Raw genomic sequence first — 22,481 nt, forward strand, 5'->3', positions numbered from 1 at the left:
GGGGCTGGGCGCCGCGAGCGGCGGGCGGGTCACTCCTTGACCGCGCCGTCGCTGGCGTTCATGATGCGGCGCTGGAACACGAAGAACACGATCGCGACGGGAACCGTCATGATCGCCGCCGCCGCGAGCTTGATCGGATACTGCGAGCCCTGGCTCAGCTGACCCGATGCGAGACTCGCCACGCCCTTCGTCAGGGTCGTCAGCTCGGGCGACTGCGTCGACACGATGAAGTGCGAGAGCTCGTTCCACGACCCCTGGAACGACAGGATGATGATCGTCACGAGCGCCGGTCGCGCCATCGGCAGCACGATCGACCAGAACACGCGGAACGTTCCCGCGCCGTCGATGCGCGCCTGCTCCTCGACGCTGCGGGGGATCGACTCGAAGAAGTTCTTCATGATGAACACGCCCGCGGCGTCGGTCAGCAGCGGCACGATCATGCCCGAGTACGAGTCGTACATGCCGAGCTGGTTGATCACCAGGAACTTCGGGATCAGCAGCACGACCGTCGGCACCGCCATGACGCCGATCAGCAGCACGAAGATGACCCCGCGCCCCCGGAACTCGAGCCGCGCCAGCGCGTAGCCGGCGAGCGAGTTGAAGAACACGCGACCGGCGGTGACGAACACCGTCACGATCGTCGAGTTCGCGAACCAGGTCGGGAAGTCGCTGTTGAGGAACAGCTGCCGGTACGCGGCCGTCGTCGCCGTCGCGGGGATCAGCGACAACGGGTCGGCCGCCGCCTCGGGGTCGGTCTTGAACGACGTCGCGACGTTGATGAGGAACGGCAGGATGTAGATCGCCGCGATGACGATCAGCACCGCGTAGAGGATCGACGTGCCGGCCACGCGACCCGTGCTGCGCCGGGGTCGGCCCGCGGGGCGAGGCCCTGCAGGAGGCGCGGCGAGAGGGGACGCGGTCACCGCGCCTCCCGAGAGGGGTGCCGTGGTGGTCATCGGCGGGCCTCCGTCCCGGTCGTCCCGGTGGTCGAGTCGGCGGTCGCGGCCGCCGGGGCGTACAGCGCGAGGCGGCGCTTCGACACGGCGCGGTCGCGGAGCACGATGCGCTGCAGGATCGTCAGCACCACGATGATCACGAAGAGGACGAACGCGATGGCCGCGCCGCGACCCCACTCCTGGTCGCCGAAGGCCGAGGTGTACGACAGATAGGCCGGGGTCAGCGTGGTCTTCTGCGGGCCGCCCTGCGTGCCCGTGTAGATCTGGTCGAAGACCTGCCAGGTGCCGATCAGCCCGAGCGTCAGCACGGTGAACAGCGTCGGGCGCAGCTGCGGCAGCGTGATGCGCCAGAAGCGCTGCCAGCCGGTCGCGCCGTCCATCATCGCGGCCTCCTGCACGTCGCCGCCGAGGTTCTGCAGCGCCGCCAGGAACAGCAGCATGAACGTGCCGCTCGTCGTGAAGACGGCCATCAGGATGAACGCGCTCATCGCCACGGACGGGCCCGCGAGCCACTCCCAGAGGGGGATGCCGAGAGCGGTGTTGTCGGCCAGCACGGCCGGCGCCTCGCGCACCCCGACCAGGGCGAGCAGGTTGTGCAGCACGCCGCTGGCGTCGTTGAACCACGCCGGGCCGGTGATGCCGACGAACGACAGCAGCTTGTTGACCGCGCCGCTCTGCGAGAAGAGGAACAGCCACAGCACCGTGATCGCGACCGAGCTCGTCACCGACGGGAAGTAGAACGCGGTGCGGAAGAACCCGCGCCCGCGCAGCACCTGACGGTTCACCAGCACGGCCAGCAGCAGCGACACCGCGGTCTGGATCGGGACGACCAGCAGCACGTACCAGGCGTTGTTGCGGAGGCTGAGCCCGAAGTCGCGCTCGGCGAGACCGCCGCCGCCGAGCAGCTCGCGGTAGTTGTCGAGACCGACGAAGCCGACGCCCGACGCGAAGGGCGACCCGCGACCCGTCCAGTCCGAGACGCTGACCCAGAGGGCCATCCCGACCGGGACGGCCAGGAACAGACCCAGGATGATCAGGATCGGCGAGACGAACAACCAGCCCGAGAGGCTCTCGCCCCGCGTCGCGGCGCTGCGACGACGCGGGGGCCTGGTGGCGATGACGGTCACGAGGGGCCTACTTGAGGATCGCGTCGAAGTTCGCCTGCGCGGACTCGAGGATCGCCGCCGGGTCGCCGGTCTTCAGGCCCGACAGCTGCGAGTTGAGATCGGTGATGACGGCGGCCGAGCCGTCCTGGTTCGGAACCCCCTGCGCGAACTCGACCGAGTCGAGGAACGCCGCCTGGTCGGGGTTGTCGGTCTTCCACTGCTCGGCGGCCGACTCGATCGACGGCATCACGCCGAAGTCGTCGGCGAAGGCCAGCTGCTGGTCTGTGCTCGTGAGCTGCTCGACCAGCGCGACCGCCGCCTCCTGGTTGGGGCTGTCGGCGGCGATGCCCCAGCAGTTGGTGAACTGCAGCGTGCCCTGCCCGCCGGGGCCCGCCGGGAGTTCGGCGACCTGGTATGCGACGTCGGGGTAGTCGGTCGACAGGGCTCCGCCGATCCAGTTGCCCTCGATGGTCATCGCGGCCTGACCGGTGCCGAAGGCCTCGCCGCCCCATCCGGCGCCGAGGTCGCTCGTGAGCGCCGCGTCGCCGCTGGTCAGCAGGCTCTGGACGTAGGTCAGCGCCTCGATGTTCTCGGGGGAGTCGAGCGTCGCCTCGGTGCCGTCGGCGTTCGTCACCGTGCCGCCGGCCTGCGCCATGAACGCGCCGATGCGGGCGTACTCGGGGCTGAAGGCGAGACCGACGTGGTCGTCGGTGGTCAGCTGCGCGGCCACGTCGGCGAGCGAGTCCCAGTCGGTGGGCACGTCGGCGTCGGTCAGCCCGGCGTCGGCCCACATGTCGGTGTTGATGATGAGGCCGAGGGTCGAGAAGTCCTTCGGGGCGCAGTAGAACTGGTCGTCGACGGTGAAGTTGTCGACGAGCGCCGGGTAGAAGTCGTCGCGGTTCGTCAGACGGTCGCCGTAGGGCAGCAGGCTGCCGTTGCTCGCGAAACCGGCCAGCGCCTCGGTCGACAGGTAGAAGACGTCGGCGGGCTCGCCGGACGCGAAGCCCTGGCTCAGTTGCTGCGGCAGATCGGAGGCCACGCTGACCTCGGCGTCGGTGCCCGAGTCGGACGACCACGCGGCGACGGCGTCGGTGACCGAGGTCGCCTCGGCGTCGCCGCTCGCCGCGATCAGCACGCTGAGGCCGTCGTCGCTCGAAGTGAGCTCGCCCCCGGCCTCGCCTCCGCCGGTCGAGGTGTCGCTGAAGCCGGAGCCGCCGCAGGCCGTGAGCCCGAGGACGGTGATGGTGGTCAGGGCCGCCGTGGCTGCCAGTCGGGTCGTGCGTCGTCGCATGATGGGCCTCTCGTCGCGTCGTTGCGGGGTCGGGTGGTGCTGCGGGTGGTGCTGGTGCCGCGGGTGCGGCTCGCGCCGCGCCGTGCTGCCGATCAGTAATTTGATCGATCAAATCAGTGTCGTCACAGTAGGCAGGCACTCCGCCGGGTGTCAAGACCGGAGGCGCGCGCCTGCGCACTCCGGACACCGCCGAGGAGGCGCGGGGCCTGAGGTAACGTGACCGCAGGCCGGTCGTCGGGCGGGCCGGACGGGAGGCGTCGTGGCTGGTGCGGGTGACGCCCCGGGTGCTGCGCCGCGCCTCCTCGGCTCCCGGTCGGCGACGACCCGGATGCCGACCGTCAGCGACGTGGCCTCGTCGGCCGGGGTCTCGCGGCAGACGGTCTCGAACGTGCTCAACTCGCCCGCCGTCGTGCGGCCCGGCACGCGCGAACGGGTCGAGCGCGCGATCGCCGAGCTGGGCTACCGGCCCCACGCCTCGGCCCGTCGGCTGCGGACCCGCAAGAGCTCGACCATCGGCATCCGCCTCGACCCCGTGCAGAACGGGATCTCGGGTGCGGTGCTCGACCGGTTCCTCCACGCCGTGACCGAGCAGGCCGACGCGCGCGGCTACCGCATCCTGCTCTACACGGCGGCAGGGCCGGACGACGAGATCGCCCAGTTCGAGCGCCTGCTCGACGGCGCCGACGTCGACGGGTTCATCCTCACCTCGACCTTCTTCGACGACCCGCGCACCGAGTGGCTCATCGCCGCGGGCGCCGAGTTCGTCACCTTCGGGCGACCCTGGGGGCTCGACGACCGGGGCGACCCCCGCCACCGCTGGGTCGACGTCGACGGACGGCACGGCGTCGCCGCGGCGACCAGCGAGCTGCTCGGCCGCGGGGCGTCACGCGTCGCCTTCCTGGGCTGGCCGCCCGAGTCCGGCGCCGGCAACGACCGGAGGCGCGGCTGGCGCGAGACCCTCGACGCCGCGGGCGCGCTGTCCGCCGACCGCATCGACGCGCTCTCGCTCAGCGTCGAGGACTCGGTGTCGCTCGGCGCCGACGCCATCAGGGCGCTGCTGGCCTCGGGCGTCGAGATCGACGCGGTGGTGTGCGCAAGCGACACGCTCGCCCTCGGCGCGACGACGGTGCTCGGCGGATCGGTGCCGGTGATCGGCTACGACGACACCCCGGTCGCCGCCGCCCTCGGCCTGTCGAGCGTCGAGCAGCCCCTCGACGAGGTCGCCGCCGCCGCCCTGCAGCTGCTGCTCGACGGCGACGCGGGGGCCGGCGACGAGTCGCTGCACCGGCTGCTCCGGCCGCGGCCGGTCTGGCGCTGAGCGCCGGAGCGCGGGCGCTCTACTTCTTCTTGCGGGGGGTCGCGCCGGTCGAGTTGCGGGCGGCCGAACGGGCCTTGCGGGCGGCGGCGCCGCCCCCGTGGTTGCCCTTCGCCGAACCCGGGGCGCGGGGGGTCTGCTTCGGGCCGGGCTTCGCGGGCTGGGCGTCCAGGCCGCGCTGCACCGCGCCTCCTTCGATCGCCGCTCCCGAGCGGCCCGACGGGCCGGCGTCGGCGCCGAGCGCGCCGCCGGCGGACTCCGAGCGGCGACCGGCCGGCTCGAGCGGACGACGCTGCACCGCGGGGCGGATGGGCTCGCCACGGCGGTCCTGCCCGGGGACGGGGCGCGACCGGCGTCCGTAGAGCACCTCCGACGAGTCGAGCAGCCACGGCACGAGCGAGATCGTCACCCCGTGCACGAGCATCAGACGCTGGCGGATGCGACGGCTCTTGTGGTTGTGCAGCGCCGCCTCCCACCAGTGGCCGACGATGTAGATGGGCGTGTAGACGGTGACGACCTCGCTGCCGTGCTCGTCGCGATGCGCCTTGATGTACTTGATCAACGGCATGCTGATGTCGCGATAGGGCGAGGGCACGATGCGCAGCGGCACCTCGATGTTCTGCTCGGCCCACTGCCGCTGCAGCAGCGCCGTGGCGGTGTCGTCGATGCTGACGTGGATCGCCTCGAGCGACTCGTGCCGTGCCGCGATGGCGTAGTCGAGCGCCTTCAGCACCGGCTTCTGCATCGTGCCGACCAGCACGATGGCGTGGTCGCCGTGCGAGCCGAACTGCGTCGTCGCGTCGGGCTCGATCTCGACCAGCACGTCGCGGTAGTAGCGGTTCACGCCGAGCATCAGCGTGAACAGGATCGGCATGATGACGAACACCAGCCAGGCGCCGTGCGTGAACTTCGTCACCGTCACCACGATCAGCACCGACGCGGTCAGCAGCGCGCCGAACGCGTTGATGCCCCGGGCGCGGTACACGGCGCCGCGGTCGGCGCAGCCCTCGCGCAGCATGCGCGTCCAGTGCACGACCATGCCCGTCTGCCCGAGCGTGAACGACACGAACACCCCGATGATGTACAGCTGGATCAGCCCGGTCACGCTCGCCTGGTACACGAGCAGGATCGCGCACGCGACCAGCGCCAGCACGATCACGCCGTTCGAGTAGATCAGCCGGTCGCCGCGGGTGTTCAGCGCCTTGGGCGCGTACTGGTCGCGGGCGAGGATCGACCCGAGCAGCGGGAACCCGTTGAACGCCGTGTTCGCCGCGAGCAGCAGCACCGCCGCCGTGCAGGCCTGGATGACGTAGAAGGGTATGCCGAAGAACGCGCCGCCGAACACCGACGCGGCGATCTGCGCGATGAGGCTGCGCTGCGGCGTGCCCTCGCAGTCGACGAAGCCCTGCAGATCGCAGGCGTCCTCCGCGTAGTGCACCTTCGCGATCAGGGCCACCGCGACGAGACCGGCGAACAGCACGATCGCGATGCCGCCCATCAGCACGAGCGTCTTCTGGGCGTTCTGCACCTTGGGGCGGCGGAACGCGGGCACGCCGTTGGCGATCGCCTCGACGCCGGTCAGAGCCGAGCAGCCGCTCGAGAACGCGCGCAGCAGCAGCAGGATGAACGCCGCCTGCGTCAGCTGATCGGCCTGCACCGTGTACTCGGCGCTCTCGGCCACGGGCGGGTCGCCGAGGGCGGTCCGCACCAGCGCGATGACGATCATCACGAAGACGCTCGACACGAACAGGTAGGTCGGCACGGCGAACGCCTTGCTCGACTCGCGGACGCCCCGCAGGTTGACCGCCGCGAGGGCGATGACGAAGAAGATGGCGAGCTCGACCCGGATCGGCGCCAGCTCGGGCACCGCCGAGATGATGTTGTCGACGCCCGACGCGACCGAGACGGCCACGGTCATGACGTAGTCGACCAGCAGCGCCGACGCGACGACCAGGCCGGCCTTCTCGCCGAGGTTGCGGTGCGCGACCTCGTAATCGCCGCCTCCCGAGGGGTAGGCCTTGATCAGCTGCCGGTACGACGCGACCACGACGAGCAGCAGCACGACGACCGCCACCGCGACCCACGGCGCGAGGGTCAGGAACCCGAGACCGCCGATCAGCAGGATCATCAGCAGCTCCTGCGGGGCGTACGCCACCGAGCTGAGCGGGTCGCTGGCGAAGATCGGCAGGGCGAGGTGCTTGGGGAGGAGCTGCCCGTCGAGCTTCTCGGAGGGCAGCGGTTCGCCGATCAGCCACCGCTTCGGCGACCGGGTGTCGTTGGTCACGAGCGGCGACTCTACTCCGTGCCGAGGGCCTGTCAACCACGGCGACGGCCGGGATATTCCCCGGTCACGCGCCGGTTCACCGAACCGTCCCGTTCTGTCTGCGCGCAACGGCCAGCGAGGCGGGCCCGAGCCGAGGAGGCGCGGGTCAGGTCGCGACGGCCACCGGCGTCGATCCCGTCGTCGCCGCCGCCGCCCGCCGACGTGCGAAGAGCGGCAGGGTGATCGCGACCAGAGGGCCGATCAGGAGGGCCTCGGCGGCCGTGCCGATGCCGACCTGCCCGCCGAGCAGCCAGCCCGCGGCCAGGACCGTGACCTCGATCGCCGTGCGGGCCACCCCGACTCGCCACCCGAGGCGCCGGTGCAGACCGAGCATGAGGCCGTCGCGGGGCCCCGGGCCGAAGTCGGCCCCGATGTAGAGGCCGCTCGCGACGGCCAGCAGCAGCAGTCCGCCCGCGAAGGTCAGCCCCTGCGCCCACCAGACGCTCTGCTGCGGCAGGACGTGCAGCCCGAAGTCGGCCACCGGGCCGATCGACAGCGTGTTGGCGACCGTGCCGAAGCGCGGCCGCTGCCTGAGCGGGATCCAGAGCACCAGCACGACGAGGCTCGTCAGGAACGTCACGAGCCCGAAGCTGAGCCCCGTGTGCTTCGAGAGCCCCTGCGTCAGGACGTCCCACGGCGCGACCCCGACGCCGGCACGCACCATCAGCGCGATGGCGAAGCCGTAGGCGAAGAGGCCGACGGCGAGACGGAGGAGGCGGTGGATCAGGGGCATGACAGCGATCCAATCGTCGATGTGGCCTGGTGGCAAGAGTCCAATCGACCTAGGGTGGCACCGTGACCCACATCGACCCCGGTGCCGCCTCCGTCTCCGCCCGCGCTCTGGGGGTGCTGCTGGACTCGTGGCGCGCCTCCTCGGCTCCCGGGTATCTGGCGCTCGCCGACCGCATCCGGCTCCTCGTGCTCGACGGGCGCCTGCCGGTCGGCACGCGCCTGCCGTCCGAACGCGACCTCAGCGCGCACCTCGGCGTCAGCCGCACCACGGTCGCCGCCGCCTACGCCGCCCTGCGCGACGGCGGTCACATCGACAGCGTGCGGGGGAGCGGCAGCGTCGTCCGGCTGCCGACCCGCATCGCCCTGCCGCGACCGACCTCGACCGAGGGGCTGCTCGACCTCACCAAGGCCGCCCTGCCCGCCGCCGAGGGCATCGCCGAGGCGGCCCAGCGCGCGGCCGGCCGGCTCGGCGCGTACCTCGGCGACTCGGGCTACGACCAGATCGGCAGGCCCGTGCTGCGCGAGGCCATCGCCGAGCGGTACCGCAGGCGCGGGCTCGAGACGAGCGCCGACCAGATCGTCGTCACGCTCGGGGCGCAGCACGCCATCGCCCTGCTCGCCCGCGTGCTGGTCGGCCGCGGCGACCGGGCCGTCGTCGAGGCGCCCGGCTACCCCCACGCGTTCGAGGCGCTGCGGGTCGCCGGGGCGCGACTCGTCCCCGTCAGCGTCACCGTCGACGGCGGGTGGGACGAGCCGGCGCTGATGCAGACGCTCCGCCGCACGAGCCCGCCGGTCGCGTACCTCATGCCCGACTTCCACAACCCGACCGGCGCCACGATGCCCGCCGAGCAGCGGGCGCGCGTGCTCGAGGCGGCGGCGGCCGAGGGGACGATCGTCGTGGTCGACGAGACGATGGCGGAACTGGCGATCGACGGGGTCGGTGCCGGTGCTGGTGCTGGTGCCGGCGCTGGTGCCGGGCGGCCCTTGCCGATGGCGGCGTACGGGCGGGCCGTATCGATCGGGTCGGTCGGCAAGTCGCTCTGGGGCGGGCTGCGCATCGGCTGGATCCGCGCCGACCGGCCGCTCGTCGACCGCCTCGTCCGCGCACGCTCGGCCGGCGACCTCGGCACCCCCGTGCTCGAGCAGCTCGTCGTCGCCGAGCTGCTCGCCGACCTCGACACCGTGCTGGAGGCGCGGGCCGCGCACCTGAGACGAGGTCGCGACCGCGTCGTCGCCGGCCTCCGCAGCGCGTTCCCCTCGTGGGACGTCCCGTCGCCCGCGGGCGGGCTCAGCACCTGGGTCGGACTCGGCGCGCCCGTCAGCTCGCAGCTGACCCTCGCCGCGCGCCGCGAGGGCCTGCTGCTCGCGGCCGGGCCCGTGTTCGGCGTCGACGGCGCGTTCGAGCGGTTCCTCCGCGTGCCGTTCTCGTACGGCGAGACCGAGACGGACCGCGCGCTCGCGGCCCTGCGCTCGGCGTGGGACGGCATCGACGGCGTGCAGGCGCCGGCCTCGCCGCTGCTGGCCGAGGTGGTCTGAGGGTCGCCTGGTCGGAGCCGCCCCGCACCTCCTCGGCTTCGGTCGATCCCGTCCACAGGCGGGTATGAGGGGGCCGCCAGTTCCCAGAGAGAGTGGTGACAATGGGAGGCGCGGTGGACGTCGTGCACCGCGCCTCCCTCTCTCTCCTCTTGACCACCGGAGTCCCGTGCATCTGCTGTCCGTCTTCAGTCTCCGCAACCGCGCACTGATCGCCCTCGTCACGATCGTCGTCGCCGTCTTCGGCGGGGTCGCTCTCACGTCGCTGAAGCAGGAGCTGGCGCCCAACGTCCAGTTCCCGCAGATCGCCATCGTCAGCTCGTACCCGGGGGCCACGCCCGAGGTCGTCAACGACGACGTCTCGACGCCGATCGAGCAGGCGGTGCAGATCATCCCGGGGCTGGAGGGCACCACCGCGACGTCGAGCACCTCGACCAGCACCGTCTCGGCGGAGTTCACCTACGGCACGGACCTCGATAACGCCGAGCAGAAGATCCAGTCGGCGATCAACCGGCTGACCCTGCCCGACGCCGTCGACACCCAGGTCGTCACCGGCAGCCTCGACGACCTGCCGATCATCCAGATCGCCGTCACCGGGTACGACGACTCCGACGCCCAGCAGCTCGTCGACCGGCTGACGAACACGACCGTGCCCGACCTGCAGAAGCTCGACGGGGTGCGCGAGGCATCCATCTACGGCGACGCCGGGCAGCGCGTCACCATCACCCCCGACCGCGATGCGCTCGCCGCCGCCGGTCTGACGACGCAGGCGTTCCAGGACGCCCTCGACGCCAACGGGCAGCTGATCCCCGGCGGCACCATCACCCAAGACGGACAGACGCTGTCGATCCAGGCCGGTCAGCGCATCACGAGCGCCGATCAGGTCGCCGCCCTGCCGCTGCTCGGCGGCAGCTCCGCCGTCACCGTCGACGACGTCGCCGACGTGGCGCTGACCTCGGCGCCGGTCACCTCGATCAGCCGCGTCAACGGCGAGCCCGCCCTCACGGTCGCGGTCACGAAGACGCTCGACGCCAACACGGTCGACGTCTCCGAGACGGTGCGCGACGCGATCCCCGCCCTCGCCACCGACCTCGGCGACGGCGTCGACCTGACCGTCGTCTTCGACCAGGCGCCGTTCATCCAGCAGTCGATCGACAGCCTCGCGACCGAGGGGCTGCTCGGCCTCGTCTTCGCCGTGATCGTCATCCTGGTGTTCCTGCTGTCGATCCGATCGACGATCGTCACGGCCATCAGCATCCCCACCAGCGTGCTCATCACGTTCATCGGGCTGCAGGCGGCCGACTACACGCTCAACATCCTCACCCTCGGCGCCCTCACGATCGCGATCGGCCGCGTCGTCGACGACAGCATCGTCGTCATCGAGAACATCAAGCGGCACCTGACCTCGGGCGCCGACCGGCTGCAGGCCATCACCGTCGGCGTCCGCGAGGTCGCCGGCGCCATCACCGCCTCGACCGTCACCACCGTCGTGGTGTTCCTGCCGCTCGCGTTCGTCGGCAACATCACCGGCGAGCTGTTCCGACCGTTCGCCCTGACGGTCACCATCGCCCTCGTCGCCTCGCTGTTCGTCGCCCTGACGATCGTGCCCGTGCTGGCGTACTGGTTCCTGCGGGCGCCGAAGACGCACAAGCACGCGGGTGCCGCGGGTGCGGGCTCCTCCTCCGGGGCCGAGGCGGTCGAGGTGCTGACGACCCGCGCCTCCGACCCCTCCGCCGGGGCGCCCCTCGACCGTCTGCGCCGGGTCTACGTGCCGGTGCTGCGCGGCACCCTGCGTCGGCCCGTCGTCACGATCGTCGTCGCCGTGCTGATCCTCGGCGGGACGGCCGCGGCCGTGCCCTTCATGAAGACGAACTTCCTGGGCGCGAGCGGGCAGAACACGTTCAGCGTCACCCAGACGCTCGCCCCGGCGACGAGCCTCGACGCGCAGTCCGACGCGGCCACCCAGGTCGAGGAGGCCCTCGACGGAGTCGACGGCATCGAGACCGTGCAGCTGACCATCGGGTCGAGCGGCACCTCGATCGCCAGCTTCTTCGGCGGGACGGGCGACAGCACCGTCACCTACTCGATCACCACCGACGAGAGCGCCGATCAGGACGCCCTCCAGGCCGACGTGCGCGACCGGCTCGACGGGCTGGGCGACGTGGGCGACATCGAGGTCACGGCCTCGAGCGGATTCGGCACGAGCAACGACATCTCGATCGACGTCTCGGCGCCCGACCCCGAGACGCTGCAGTCGGCGACCGACACGGTGCTCTCGACCGTGCGCGATCTGCCCGGCACGGCCGAGGCGAACTCGAACCTCGCGTCGGCCCAGCCGATCATCGGCGTGCAGATCGACCGCGACGACGCGGCGGCGCTCGGCCTCAGCGAGGTCGCGGTCGGCGCCATCGTGTCACAGGCCGTGCAGCCGCTGCAGGTCGGCTCGATCGAGATCGACGACAGCTCGATCGACGTCTACACCGTCGCTCCGACGCCCCCGGCGAACCTCGACGAGCTCCGCGCCGTCGAGGTGCCCGGCCCCACCGGGCCGGTTCGCCTCGACTCGATCGCGACGATCGACGAGACCACGGGGCCCACCTCGGTCACGACCGCCGACGCCGTCCGCACGGCGACCGTCACCGTCACCCCGTCGGGCGACGACCTGTCGACCGCCAGCACGGAGGTGACCGACGCGCTCGCCGGTCTCGACCTGCCCGCCGGCGCCGACACCGAGATCGGCGGGGTCACGGCCGACCAGGCGAACGCGTTCTCGCAGCTCGGCCTGGCCGTGCTGATCGCGATCCTGATCGTGTACATCGTCATGGTGGCGACGTTCCGCAGCCTGCTGCAGCCGTTCCTCCTGCTGGTGTCGATCCCGTTCGCGGCGACCGGTGCGATCCTGCTGCAGATCGCCTCGGGCGTCCCGCTCGGCGTCGCCTCGCTGATCGGCGTGCTGATGCTCGTGGGCATCGTGGTGACGAACGCGATCGTGCTCATCGACCTGGTGAACCAGTACCGCACCCGCGGTCTCCGCGTGCGCGAGGCCCTGCTCGAGGGCGCGTCGCGGCGGTTGCGGCCGATCCTCATGACGGCGACCGCGACGATCTTCGCGCTGCTGCCGATGGCGCTCGGCATCACCGGCCACGGCGGGTTCATCTCGCAGCCGCTCGCGATCGTCGTCATCGGCGGGCTCGTGTCGTCGACGGTGCTGACGCTGGTCGTGCTGCCGGTGCTGTACTACCTGGTCGAGGGTGCGCGCGAGCGCCGTGCGGAGCGGCGCGCCGCCGCGTAGGCGGCGCGCGGCCGGGGCGCCGGGGCAGGTTCTGGCCGAGAAGGGACGAAGCGCTTCGCGGCCGCAGCGCGTTTCGTCCCTCTCGGCGCATTTCGCCTGGCGGGCCGGGCGGGGCCGGGCCGGGCGGGAGTGAGGCGGTGTATGGGGGCTTTTGCCGGAGGCGCGGGTCGGGTATCGTCGTCTGGTCGGCTCAAGACACCGCGCCTGTGGCGCGACTGCACCGCCCGCTCGTCACGACGGGGGTGCGCATGAGGGTTTGTAAGTCTTGTGGGCCGGATTCCCGTCGGATCTCGGCGGGATGAATTCACGATTGTGAACGGTCCTGGTCAACGGCTGCCCGGGTATTTCTTCGCGTCATCCGCAAGCCCGGAAAGAAACTCATGCCTCCTTACGACAAGACGCCCTCGCGCGCCAGCAGCACCGGCGGAGCCCGCGGCAACGGCTCCAAGAGCCCCAAGCACCGCGGCCACCGCGCCGAAGAAGCCGGCGCCCCCGAGCGCAAGCAGCGCTGGAACTCCGACTCGCGCGCCGAACGCCGCGGCGACGCCCCGCGCGCCGGCGCCGGCCGCCCCAACTGGGAGCCCCGCGAGAAGACCGGCAACAGCCGCTTCGCCCCCCGCGACCACGACGCCCGCAACGGCGAGCGCGGCCGTGACGGCGGACGCGACGCCGCCCGCGGCTGGGGTCGCGACGGCGGCAAGGAAGCTGCTCGCGCCGGCCGCGACGGCCGTCCGTCGCGCGGCTACGACCGCACCGACCGCCCGGCCCGCGACGACCGCGATCGCGCGCCTCGTTCGTACGACCGCGACGACCGTCCGCCCCGCGGCGACGACCGCGCCCCCCGTTCGTACGACCGCCCGACGCGCACCGACCGTCCGGCACGCGACGACCGCGCGCCTCGGTCGTACGGCCGCGACGACCGTCCGGCCCGTGGCGACGACCGCGCCCCCCGTTCGTACGACCGCCCGACGCGGAGCGACCGTCCGGCTCGTGACGACCGCGATCGCGCACCGCGCTCGTTCGACCGCGACGATCGCGCCCCGCGCTCGTACGGCCGCGACGACCGCACCGATCGCGCCCCGCGCTCGTACGACCGCAACGACCGCGCCGACCGCCCGGCCCGCACCGATCGCGCCCCGCGCTCGTTCGACCGCGCCGATCGCGACTCGCGCACCGAGCGTCCGAGCGACTTCTACCCGAAGCGCGCCGGCGCCGGCTACTCGCCCGAAGACGACGTCAAGCTCGAGAAGCTCAAGGCCGAGGTCGTCACGGCGGCCGACGTCGAGGGCGTCAGCTTCGGCGACCTGGGTCTCGGCGACAACATCGAGCGTCAGCTCGCCTCGATGGGTGCCGAGGCGCCCTTCGCGATCCAGGCGGCGACGATCCCCGACGTGCTGAAGGGCCGCGACGTGCTCGGCCGCGGCCGCACGGGCTCGGGCAAGACCATCGCGTTCGGCGCCCCGCTCGTCGAGAAGCTCATGGAGAACAACGGCGCCAAGGGCCGCAAGCCGGGTCGCAAGCCCCGCGCGCTGATCCTCGCCCCGACGCGTGAGCTCGCCATGCAGATCGACCGCACCGTGCAGCCCATCGCCCGCTCGGTCGGCCTCTTCACCACGCAGGTCTACGGCGGCGTGCCCCAGGCTCGCCAGGTCGGTGCGATCAACCGCGGCGTCGACATCATCATCGGCACCCCCGGCCGCATCGAGGACCTCATCGACCAGGGTCGACTCGACCTCAGCGAGGTCGTCATCACGGTGCTCGACGAGGCCGACCACATGTGCGACCTCGGGTTCCTCGAGCCCGTGCAGCGCATCATCCGCGAGACCGCTCCGGTCAAGCGCGACGGCTCGCGCGCCCAGAAGCTCCTCTTCAGCGCCACCCTCGACAAGGGCGTCGCGAAGCTCGTCGACGAGTTCCTCGTGAACCCGGCCGTCCACGAGGTCGCCGGCGAGGACCAGGCCAGCGCGACCATCGACCACCGCGTCCTCGTCATCGAGCAGCGCGACAAGACGGCCGTCATCGAGCAGCTCGCCTCGGGCGAGGGCAAGACCCTCGTCTTCGCCCGCACCCGCGCATTCGCCGAGCAGCTGGCCGATCAGCTCGAAGACGCGGGCATCCGGTCGACGAGCCTGCACGGCGACCTGAACCAGGCCCGCCGCACCCGCAACCTGCAGATGCTCACGAGCGGTCGCGTCAACGTGCTGGTCGCGACCGACGTCGCCGCCCGTGGGATCCACGTCGACGACATCACCCTCGTCGTGCAGGCCGACATGCCCGACGAGTACAAGACCTACATGCACCGCTCGGGTCGCACCGGTCGTGCGGGCAAGCAGGGCACCGTCGTGACGCTGATCACGCGCCCCCGTCGCCGCCGCATGGAGGAGCTGCTCGACCGCGCCGAGATCGAGGCCGAGATGATCGAGACGCGCCCCGGCGACCGTCTGATCGACCAGCTCGCCGCCGCCAAGGCGTAGGCGGAGCACAGGAGCCGAGGAGGCGCGGGTCAGGTACCCGCACCTCCTCGGCTTCTGCGTTCCCCAGGCCGGTACGGCGGGTTCCCGTCATGCGCGGCGGGTCGGCGCCGACCCGCCGACGACGACGGGCACCCGCCGCAGCACCCCGAACCGCGGTCAGCGACCGTCCGGACGCTCGGTCAGCGGCGGTCGAGCAGGCCGCGCACGTACGACGCCTGGCCGATGTGCTGGCTGCAGTCGCCGAGGATGCTGACGAGGCGGGCGCCTGCGGTGACCGGCGGCTCCCACTGCTCGTCGACCACGTCGGCGTACGACGCGGGGTCGAGGTCGTCGAGGTAGCCGCGGGTCCGCAGCGTCACGGCCTCGAGGTAGCCGATCAGCAGGTCGGCCTCGACCCGGACCTCGCCGGCCTCGGCGGCGCTCTGCCCGTAGCCCATCTCGCCGGGCGCGAAGGGCAGCGCGAACGTCTCGGCCCAGCCGTCGGCCGTCCAGACCTGCTCGCTCGCGGCGAGATCGGCGATCTGGACGTCCTGCCCGCGGGCCGTGTGCCAGACCAGCCAGGCGATCGTGTTCGCCTCGGGATCGGGTCGCCAGGCCAGGTCGTCGACCGTCAGACCGGAGACGGCGTCGCGGGCGATGGCGGGGAGGCGGTCGAAGGCCTCGATGAGAACGTCGGACGGAGTCATCGACCCAGGCTACGAGGAACGACGCGGCGGCGTCCGGGGGACGGCGCCGGGCTGTGGGCTCAGAGCACCTCGTCGAGCCCGCTCCCGGCGCGGACCCGCAGGGAGTCGGCGAGCGAGTGCAGGGCGATGGCGAAGAACTCGAGGTAGTGGGGGTCGACCGCCTCGCGGAACGCCGCGCGGTACACCGCCGCCACGTCGGCGATGGCCTTCTCGCCTCGCGGGGCGAGCTCGAGCACGGTGCTGCGCCGGTCGGTGGGGTGGTCGGACCGGCGGACGTACCCGGCGGCGTCGAGACGATCGATCAGGCTCGTGGTGGCACCCGTCGACAGGTCGATGTGCTCGGTCACCATCTTGGGCGTGACGTCGGCGGCACCGGCCAGGAACACGAGGGCGCGGATGTCGGTGACGCCGAGACCGAGCTGCGAGGCGACGATCTTGATCACCGCCGTGTTGCTCTGCTCGAGTCGTCCGAAGGCGATGATCGCCGCCGTCACGTCGACCTCGCCGTGCGGGTCGAGGGGCGGAGCCGCACCGCGGGCGGGCTGGGGCGAGACATCGGTCATCGGGGGAGGCTGCTCCTCGCAGTACGTCGCGGCATGCGCCACTCGTTCATTCAACAAGCATCTCGGTCATCAAGATACCCCCCTCACTGGGGACTTCTCTCCGCTTGCGAGCGATTCGATACGCAAGTATCTTGATTGTCGTACCACTTGGGAAACGAACAACTCGGGTAACGAACTACTCGGATTGCGAATCACTCGACACCGAGTACCCCACCCCCGTCTTGATCAGCCCCCGCTAACCACTTGGAGCACACCATGTCCCGTCCCACCCCCCGCATGACCCGCCTCGCCGCCTGGATCGCCATCCCCGCCGCCCTCGTCGCCAGCGGCGTCGTCGTCTCGCAGGCCTCGTACTCGGCCTTCTCGTCGACCACGGTCAACCCCACGAGCAACTGGACGGCCGGCAGCGTCGCCCTCACCGACGACGACAACAACACCGCGCTCTTCACGGCCGCCAACCTCAAGCCGGGCTCGACGGGCACCAACTGCATCGCCGTCACCTCGACCGGGTCGCTCGCCTCCACCGTCAAGCTCTACGGCACCAACGCCACCACCACGAAGGACCTCGCGTCGAACATCACGCTGAGCGTCGTCCAGGGCACGGGCGGCGGCTTCGGCACCTGCTCCGGCTTCACCGCCCTCGGCCAGGGTGCGTCGCTCTACTCGGGTTCGCTCGCCGCCTTCGGCACCTCCTCGACCAACTTCGCCACCGGCGTCGGCACCTGGGCCCCCACCGGCACCGCGTCCGAGACCCGCACCTACCAGGTCACCTACACGGTCAGCCCTTCGGCCCCCAACACCACGCAGGGCGGCACCGCGGCCCTCGGCCTCACGTGGGAGGCCCAGAACAGCTGATCTCCGGGCTGACCCGCAGCCCTCTCGACTCCCGCCGCCGGACGCCCTGCCCCCTCCCGGCCGGCGGCGGGAACCGATCCGACACCCCGAACCAGTCGGATCGACACACCGGTCACGGCGGCCCGAACCGCCGAGACCACCCCTTCCGCGGCGGCCCGAACCGCCGCAGGAGAACCGCACCACCCGCACGGCGGCCCGAACCGCCGTGCTGCATCACCCGCACGGCGGCCCGAACCGCCGTGCTGCATCACCCGCACGGCGGCCCGAACCGCCGTGCTGCATCACCCGCACGGCGGCCCGAACCGCCTTGCTGCACCACCACCGGGAACGACCCGCTCCAGCACCACCGCTACCCGCACCGCTCCACCCGCACCACCGCAACCCGAACCGACACCGAAGAGGCGCCCCGTGACCACGATCGACCTGAAGCTGCAGCCCTCGCCGGCGACAGCGTCGATCACGGTCCCGCGGGGCGCCTCTCGCTCGTCGGGCCCCTGGGTCCGCCTCCTGCTGGCGACGCTCGCCCGCACCGTGCTCGGCACGCTGCTCGGTCTGCTGCTCTGGTCGGCGGGTCCCGCCCTCATCGGCTGGACCCCCACCACGGTCATGACCGGCAGCATGGAGCCCCGCATCAGCCCCGGCGACATCATCGTCGCGAAGCCCGTCGCCGAGTCGTCGATCCACAAGGGCCAGGTGCTGCTGTTCGACGATCCCGACCACGCCGACCACCTGCGTCTGCACCGCTACCTCGACAACGGCACCGGCACCTCCATCGTCACGAAGGGCGACGCCAACCCCGAGGCCGACTCCACCCCGATCGAGCGCAGCGCGGTCGTGGGCGTCGGGTTCCTCCGCGTGCCCTACCTCGGCATGCCGTTCGTCTGGGCGGCCGGCCACCAGTACGGCCACCTGATCGTCACGGGCAGCGTCCTCCTGCTGCTGCTCGGGGCGTCGCGTCTCGACCGCGACCTGCTCCGTGAGGCCAAGGAGGCGCGGGTCGGCTCGATCCGCACCACCGGGCTCCGGTCGGTCGCCTCCGGCATCGCGACCCGCGCCTCCTCGGCGGGCACCCGCCGTGCCCTCCGCCGTCGCGAGCGTCGTCTCGCCCGGCTCCGCGCCTCCGCCGGCGTGCTCGGCCTGATGGTCGTCGCCTCGGGTCTCGCCTTCACGCTCGTCGTGGGCGGCGGCGCCGGCGCCGCCTACTCGGCTCCGGTGGCGAACCCCGGCTCGAACTACAACGCCGACGCCAACTACGACTGCCTCAAAGAGACGTACAGCAACGAGACCTCGTTCGGGTTCCCGTACAACGAGCTCTCGGGCACGACCACGACCGACGGCAGCAGCTTCGCCCGCGTCGGCACGCTGACCTCGGGCGCCTCGTTCGTCAGCGGGTCGTGCGCCGTGAACGACAGCCCGTCGCTGCAGCTCGACGGCTCGACCGGGCAGGTCACGACCGCCGTCAACCTCACCGGCCAGGCGTCGTTCACCATCGAGACCTGGTTCAAGACGACCACGGCCCGCGGAGGCGCGCTCGCCTCGTTCACGACCACGCCGACCGGCACCACGACCGCCAACGCCGACCGCGCCCTCTTCATGACGAACGCCGGCCGCCTCGCCTTCGGCGTCCGCCCCACCACGTCGTCGGTGAAGACGCTCACCACGACCGGTGCGTACAACGACGGCGCCTGGCACCACGTCGTCGCCACCCTGTCGAGCACCGCCGGCACCGTCGTCTACGTCGACGGCAAGTCGGTCATCACCGACTCGACGTCGCGCACCGCCCAGTCCGCGACCGGCTACTGGCGCATCGGCTACGGCCCGCTCGCCGGCTTCACCGGCACCCCGACCAGCAACTTCCTCGCCGGCCAGGTCGACAACAGCACCATCTACAACAACACGGCCCAGACCGCCACCGCCGTGCAGGCGCGCTTCACCGCCGGTCACTGACACCGCCTCGGCGGGTCCGCGGGGGCGATCCGCGCCTCCTCGAGTCGCGCCTCCCTGGTCGGCGCGTCCTCGAGCCGCTCCTCCCCGGTCGGCGACGCGGTGGCGTCCGCAGGCCCCCGACGGTCCTGCGAGACTCGACCCATGCCCCTTCAGATCAACGACGTCTACGTCGACGGCCGCCTGCACGTGTCGCCCGAGACCCTCGACGACACCTATGCGGCCCTCGCCGACACGGGCGGCACGGCCTGGGTGGTGCTCGCCGAGCCCGACGCCGACGAGCTGGCCTCGCTCGCCCGCCAGTTCGATCTGCACGAGCTCGCCGTCGAGGACGCCGGGTCGGGCCACCAGCGCGCCAAGCTCGAGCGGTACGGAGCGACGCTCTTCGTGGTCGTGCGACCGGCCGTGTACCTCGACGACGAGGAGACGGTCGCGTTCGGCGAGATCCACGGGTTCGTCGGCGAGAACTTCTTCGTCGGCATCAATCACGTCGCGCACATCGACGCGCGGCACGTCAGTCGGGGCGTGGCCCGGCTCCGCTCGAAGCCGGACCTGCTCGGCGCCGGGCCGCAGGCCATGCTCTGGGCCCTGCTCGACGCGGTCGTCGACGCGTACAAGCCGGTGATCGACGGGCTCGAGAACGACATCGACGAGATCGAGCAGCAGCTGTTCGCCGGCGAGCCCGGCGTCTCGCGGCGCATCTACGAGCTGTTCGGCGAGGTCGCCGACTTCCAGAAGGCGTCGCGCCCGCTCATCGCGATGCTGGACGGCCTGCTGCGCGGCAGCGAGAAGTACCGGGTCGGCACCGAGCTCGAGCGCCGCCTCCGCGACGTGCAGGACCACGTCATCCGCGTCGTCGACCGGGCCGACACGTTCCGCGCCGTGCTGCAGAACGCCCTGGCGCTGAACGCGACGCTCGTCGCGCAGGACAGCAACGAGGTGACGAAGCGCATCTCGGCCTGGGCCGCCATCCTGTTCGCTCCGACCCTGGTCGGCGCCGTCTACGGCATGAACTTCGACGTGATGCCCGAGCTGCACTGGGCGTGGGGGTACCCGTTCGCGCTGGGGCTGATGGTCGCGATCGCCGGCGGGCTGTTCGGCGCGTTCCGCTGGAAGCGCTGGCTGTAGGCGGGCCCGACGCGCTGCCGCGCGTCACTCGACGGCGCCCGCCAGCGCCAGCACCCGCTTCGACTCCGCTCGCCGCCCATCCGCTGGGTCGAGTGGTCAGAAGATGCTCTCCAGGTGGAGAAAGAGTGCATCTTCTGACCACTCGAGGTCAGGTCAGGCGAGCCCAGGCGACACGACGCGAGGCGGGGTCGAGCGGGGCGGTCAGTCGAGCAGCGCGTCCAGCCGCGGCGCGAGCCGCATCGCGAACTCGTCGGTGAGGTGGTTGGTGTCGCGGTAGGCGAGGTGGTTCCAGACGACGGGCGAGCACAGGTCGGTGCACATCCAGTCGGTCGTCGCCTGCCACGAGGCTCCGGCGGCGAGGGCGCCCGCACGGTCGGCGTCCTCGGCGCCGGGGTCGACGAGGGCCGACGTCGGCAGGGCGCAGGCCCCCACGTCGTCGAGGTGCGCCGAGACGCACACGGCGGGCGGATCGGGCCACCGGGGAGTGTCGCCGACCACGATCACCCGGCTCGTCTCGGGCAGCGCGTCGATGAAACGGGCGAGGGCGGCCTCCCAGTCGGCGTCGAAGTCGCCCGTCTCGGCGACGAGGTCCCGGTAGCCGCTCACCGCATGCGAGATCACGACCGTGTCGACGGGGTCCGCCTGCAGGCGCGACAGGACGTCGGCGCCCCACTCGCGGCAGTCGGTGAAGTCGCCCGTGCCGAGCGGGTGCTCCACGTCGAGGTCGACGACCGGGCAGCTCCGCTTCGTGTGGGTGACGAGCTCGTCGCCGAGGCGGGTCGCCCGTGCTGCGAGAGGAGAGAACCACTGCACAGCGTGCGAGTCGCCGACCAGCGCCGTGGTCGCGCCCCCGGGTGCGCCGAACGTGCAGCCCGGCGAGACGTCGACGTCGTAGTCGACGTGGCAGTCGCCGTCGTAGAGCGCCGGGAGCGAGCCGTCGACGTCGGCCAGGGTGGGCGTCATGTCGCGCGGGACGAACGGCGTCGCGACCGGTCCGGCGAGCACCTCGGCCACGGTGGGGTCGCCCACCGGTCGATCGGTGCTCAGGACCGGGGCCGAGAGGACGGTCGCCGAGAGCGCGACCACGCCGGCGGACGCGACGACGCCGCCGAGCACGGAGGTGCGCGGGCGCCACCGGGCGAGGCGGGGGATGCCCCGACGCTCGAGCGTCAGATGGGTGCCGACCGAGAGGGCGACGGTCAGCAGGCACGCCCCCACGAGCTCGAGGGGGCGCAGGTCGCGACCGAGCGCCGCCGCGGACACGATCAGCAGCGGCCAGTGCCAGAGGTAGAGCGGGTACGAGGCGTCGCCCACCGCGGTGAGCGGGCGCCGTGCCAGGAGGGCGGTGGCCGTCGACGCGGACGGCCCGGTCGCGGCGGCGGGGGTCGGCGCGATCGCGCGCGGCGATCCGGCGGCGAGGACCAGGGCGGTCCCCACGACGGGCACGAGGGTGGCCGCGCCCGGGAACACGGTCGTCTCGTCGAACAACGCGACGGCCGTGAGGATCCCGCCGAGGCCGAGCCAGCCGCCCGCCCGCGAGACCCACCCGGCCGGCAGGGCCGCGCGGGTGCCGAGGCAGGCGAGGAGCGCGCCGACCCCGAGCTCCCACGCGCGGCTCGGCAGGGTGAAGAACGCCCACGGCTGCGACACGGTCACGAGCCACAGGCAGAGCACGAAGGAGGCGGCGGTCGCGACCCCGACGACGGCGGTCAGTCGTCGACGCCCGGCGATCGCGAGCGTCACCACCATGACGATCGGGAGCGCCACGTAGAACTGCTCTTCGACGCCGAGTGACCAGAAGTGCTGGAGGACCGAGGGGGAGTCGGTGCTGAGGTAGTCCGTCCCTCGTCGGGCGAACGCGATGTTCGCCACGCCGATCGTCGACGAGACGGCGTCTCGGAGGGTGGGGACCCAGAGCAGCGGAGGCGCCCAGACCGCGACCGCGAGCGTCGTCGCCGCGATGACGAGCAGGGCCGGCGGGGCGAGCCGCGACACCCGCCGGGCCCAGAACCGGGGCAGCGAGATCCGACCCGCCCGCGCGTGCTCGCGGAGGAGGTTGCCCGCGACCAGGAACCCCGACACGACGAAGAAGACGTCTACCCCGACGTAACCCCCCGAGAGACCCGGGACCCGGACATGGTAGAGGACGACCGCGGTGACGGCGATCCCCCGGAGCCCTTGGATGTCCGCACGTCGAGGGTGGGTCGAGCGAGCGCCGCCCCCGCCTGGGCGACCCCCTGAGGCATCCGGGTCGATATGCATAACGACAGGGTAGAGCACGTC

The 22,481-nt window shown here is 72.0% G+C and carries 15 protein-coding genes; 7 read left to right on the plus strand and 8 right to left on the minus strand.

Translation table 11 applies throughout. The features are described 5' to 3' along the window. Positions 1 to 29: 29 nt before the first annotated feature. The 3 genes from ASF17_RS02950 to ASF17_RS02960 are packed head-to-tail and all read right to left on the minus strand — an operon-like array spanning position 30 to position 3,353. Positions 30 to 956 (minus strand): carbohydrate ABC transporter permease, encoded by a 927-nt coding sequence (locus ASF17_RS02950; RefSeq protein WP_055795068.1) that lies wholly within the window; start codon positions 954 to 956, stop codon positions 30 to 32. Further along, positions 953 to 2,083 carry a carbohydrate ABC transporter permease gene (locus ASF17_RS02955; protein ID WP_200913412.1) on the minus strand — a complete coding sequence of 377 codons (1,131 nt, stop codon included), beginning with the start codon at positions 2,081 to 2,083 and terminating at the stop codon, positions 953 to 955. The genes ASF17_RS02950 and ASF17_RS02955 overlap by 4 nt, the downstream gene beginning before the upstream one ends. Positions 2,084 to 2,090: 7 nt before the next feature. Next, positions 2,091 to 3,353: a sugar ABC transporter substrate-binding protein gene (locus ASF17_RS02960; protein WP_055795070.1), complete on the minus strand. Its 1,263-nt coding sequence runs from the start codon at positions 3,351 to 3,353 to the stop codon at positions 2,091 to 2,093. A gap of 328 nt (positions 3,354 to 3,681) precedes the next feature. Here ASF17_RS02960 and ASF17_RS02965 point away from each other — a divergent pair, with 328 nt between their 5' ends. After that, positions 3,682 to 4,671 carry a LacI family DNA-binding transcriptional regulator gene (locus ASF17_RS02965; protein WP_055795072.1) on the plus strand — a complete coding sequence of 330 codons (990 nt, stop codon included), beginning with the start codon at positions 3,682 to 3,684 and terminating at the stop codon, positions 4,669 to 4,671. A gap of 19 nt (positions 4,672 to 4,690) precedes the next feature. On the opposite strand, the gene ASF17_RS02970 is transcribed toward ASF17_RS02965, so the two are convergent. Both ASF17_RS02970 and yczE read right to left on the minus strand, forming a co-directional pair. Continuing rightward, positions 4,691 to 6,952, minus strand: a complete 2,262-nt coding sequence (locus ASF17_RS02970; protein ID WP_082474992.1) for an APC family permease — start codon at positions 6,950 to 6,952, stop codon at positions 4,691 to 4,693. Positions 6,953 to 7,097: 145 nt separating this feature from the next. Next, complete coding sequence (gene yczE / locus ASF17_RS02975; protein ID WP_055795074.1) at positions 7,098 to 7,724, minus strand: membrane protein YczE; 627 nt, start codon at positions 7,722 to 7,724, stop codon at positions 7,098 to 7,100. A 62-nt stretch (positions 7,725 to 7,786) separates the two neighbouring features. Between yczE and yczR the strand changes: the two genes are divergently transcribed. From yczR to ASF17_RS02990, 3 genes are all read left to right on the plus strand, one after another. Continuing rightward, on the plus strand, positions 7,787 to 9,259 hold the full coding sequence (gene yczR, locus ASF17_RS02980) for a MocR-like transcription factor YczR (protein WP_235476319.1): 1,473 nt from the start codon (positions 7,787 to 7,789) through the stop codon (positions 9,257 to 9,259). Between the two features lie 166 nt (positions 9,260 to 9,425). Beyond that, positions 9,426 to 12,548: an efflux RND transporter permease subunit gene (locus ASF17_RS02985; RefSeq protein ID WP_055795076.1), complete on the plus strand. Its 3,123-nt coding sequence runs from the start codon at positions 9,426 to 9,428 to the stop codon at positions 12,546 to 12,548. 380 nt (positions 12,549 to 12,928) lie between these two features. After that, positions 12,929 to 15,022, plus strand: a complete 2,094-nt coding sequence (locus ASF17_RS02990; RefSeq protein ID WP_055795078.1) for a DEAD/DEAH box helicase — start codon at positions 12,929 to 12,931, stop codon at positions 15,020 to 15,022. A gap of 179 nt (positions 15,023 to 15,201) precedes the next feature. On the opposite strand, the gene ASF17_RS02995 is transcribed toward ASF17_RS02990, so the two are convergent. Both ASF17_RS02995 and ASF17_RS03000 read right to left on the minus strand, forming a co-directional pair. Further along, the gene (locus ASF17_RS02995; RefSeq protein ID WP_055795080.1) at positions 15,202 to 15,708 is read right to left on the minus strand and encodes a mycothiol transferase; all 507 of its coding nucleotides are present in this window, start codon (positions 15,706 to 15,708) and stop codon (positions 15,202 to 15,204) included. Positions 15,709 to 15,767: 59 nt separating this feature from the next. Beyond that, positions 15,768 to 16,271 carry a MarR family winged helix-turn-helix transcriptional regulator gene (locus tag ASF17_RS03000; RefSeq protein ID WP_055795082.1) on the minus strand — a complete coding sequence of 168 codons (504 nt, stop codon included), beginning with the start codon at positions 16,269 to 16,271 and terminating at the stop codon, positions 15,768 to 15,770. Between the two features lie 255 nt (positions 16,272 to 16,526). Here ASF17_RS03000 and ASF17_RS03005 point away from each other — a divergent pair, with 255 nt between their 5' ends. From ASF17_RS03005 to ASF17_RS03015, 3 genes are all read left to right on the plus strand, one after another. Beyond that, positions 16,527 to 17,126, plus strand: coding sequence for a hypothetical protein (locus tag ASF17_RS03005; RefSeq protein WP_055795086.1), 600 nt, complete (start codon positions 16,527 to 16,529; stop codon positions 17,124 to 17,126). Positions 17,127 to 17,534: 408 nt separating this feature from the next. Then, the gene (locus ASF17_RS03010) at positions 17,535 to 19,073 is read left to right on the plus strand and encodes a signal peptidase I (protein ID WP_055795088.1); all 1,539 of its coding nucleotides are present in this window, start codon (positions 17,535 to 17,537) and stop codon (positions 19,071 to 19,073) included. Positions 19,074 to 19,214: 141 nt separating this feature from the next. Further along, positions 19,215 to 20,198, plus strand: coding sequence for a magnesium and cobalt transport protein CorA (locus ASF17_RS03015; protein WP_055795090.1), 984 nt, complete (start codon positions 19,215 to 19,217; stop codon positions 20,196 to 20,198). A gap of 201 nt (positions 20,199 to 20,399) precedes the next feature. On the opposite strand, the gene ASF17_RS03020 is transcribed toward ASF17_RS03015, so the two are convergent. Continuing rightward, positions 20,400 to 22,460 (minus strand): acyltransferase family protein, encoded by a 2,061-nt coding sequence (locus tag ASF17_RS03020; RefSeq protein ID WP_082474995.1) that lies wholly within the window; start codon positions 22,458 to 22,460, stop codon positions 20,400 to 20,402. Positions 22,461 to 22,481: the final 21 nt, after the last annotated feature.

Origin of the sequence: Frigoribacterium sp. Leaf263 (genome assembly GCF_001422285.1) — a bacterium.
Taxonomy (GTDB): domain Bacteria; phylum Actinomycetota; class Actinomycetes; order Actinomycetales; family Microbacteriaceae; genus Frigoribacterium.

What these genes read in the sequence shown, in the direction of transcription:
- ASF17_RS02950 (WP_055795068.1), bottom strand. Translation starts at nt 956, where the DNA reads ATGACCACCACGGCACCCCTCTCGGGAGGCGCGGTGACCGCGTCCCCT.
- ASF17_RS02960 (WP_055795070.1), bottom strand. Translation starts at nt 3,353, where the DNA reads ATGCGACGACGCACGACCCGACTGGCAGCCACGGCGGCCCTGACCACC.
- ASF17_RS02965 (WP_055795072.1), top strand. Translation starts at nt 3,682, where the DNA reads ATGCCGACCGTCAGCGACGTGGCCTCGTCGGCCGGGGTCTCGCGGCAG.
- yczE (WP_055795074.1), bottom strand. Translation starts at nt 7,724, where the DNA reads ATGCCCCTGATCCACCGCCTCCTCCGTCTCGCCGTCGGCCTCTTCGCC.
- ASF17_RS02990 (WP_055795078.1), top strand. Translation starts at nt 12,929, where the DNA reads ATGCCTCCTTACGACAAGACGCCCTCGCGCGCCAGCAGCACCGGCGGA.
- ASF17_RS02995 (WP_055795080.1), bottom strand. Translation starts at nt 15,708, where the DNA reads ATGACTCCGTCCGACGTTCTCATCGAGGCCTTCGACCGCCTCCCCGCC.
- ASF17_RS03000 (WP_055795082.1), bottom strand. Translation starts at nt 16,271, where the DNA reads ATGACCGATGTCTCGCCCCAGCCCGCCCGCGGTGCGGCTCCGCCCCTC.
- ASF17_RS03005 (WP_055795086.1), top strand. Translation starts at nt 16,527, where the DNA reads ATGTCCCGTCCCACCCCCCGCATGACCCGCCTCGCCGCCTGGATCGCC.
- ASF17_RS03015 (WP_055795090.1), top strand. Translation starts at nt 19,215, where the DNA reads ATGCCCCTTCAGATCAACGACGTCTACGTCGACGGCCGCCTGCACGTG.
- ASF17_RS03020 (WP_082474995.1), bottom strand. Translation starts at nt 22,460, where the DNA reads ATGCATATCGACCCGGATGCCTCAGGGGGTCGCCCAGGCGGGGGCGGC.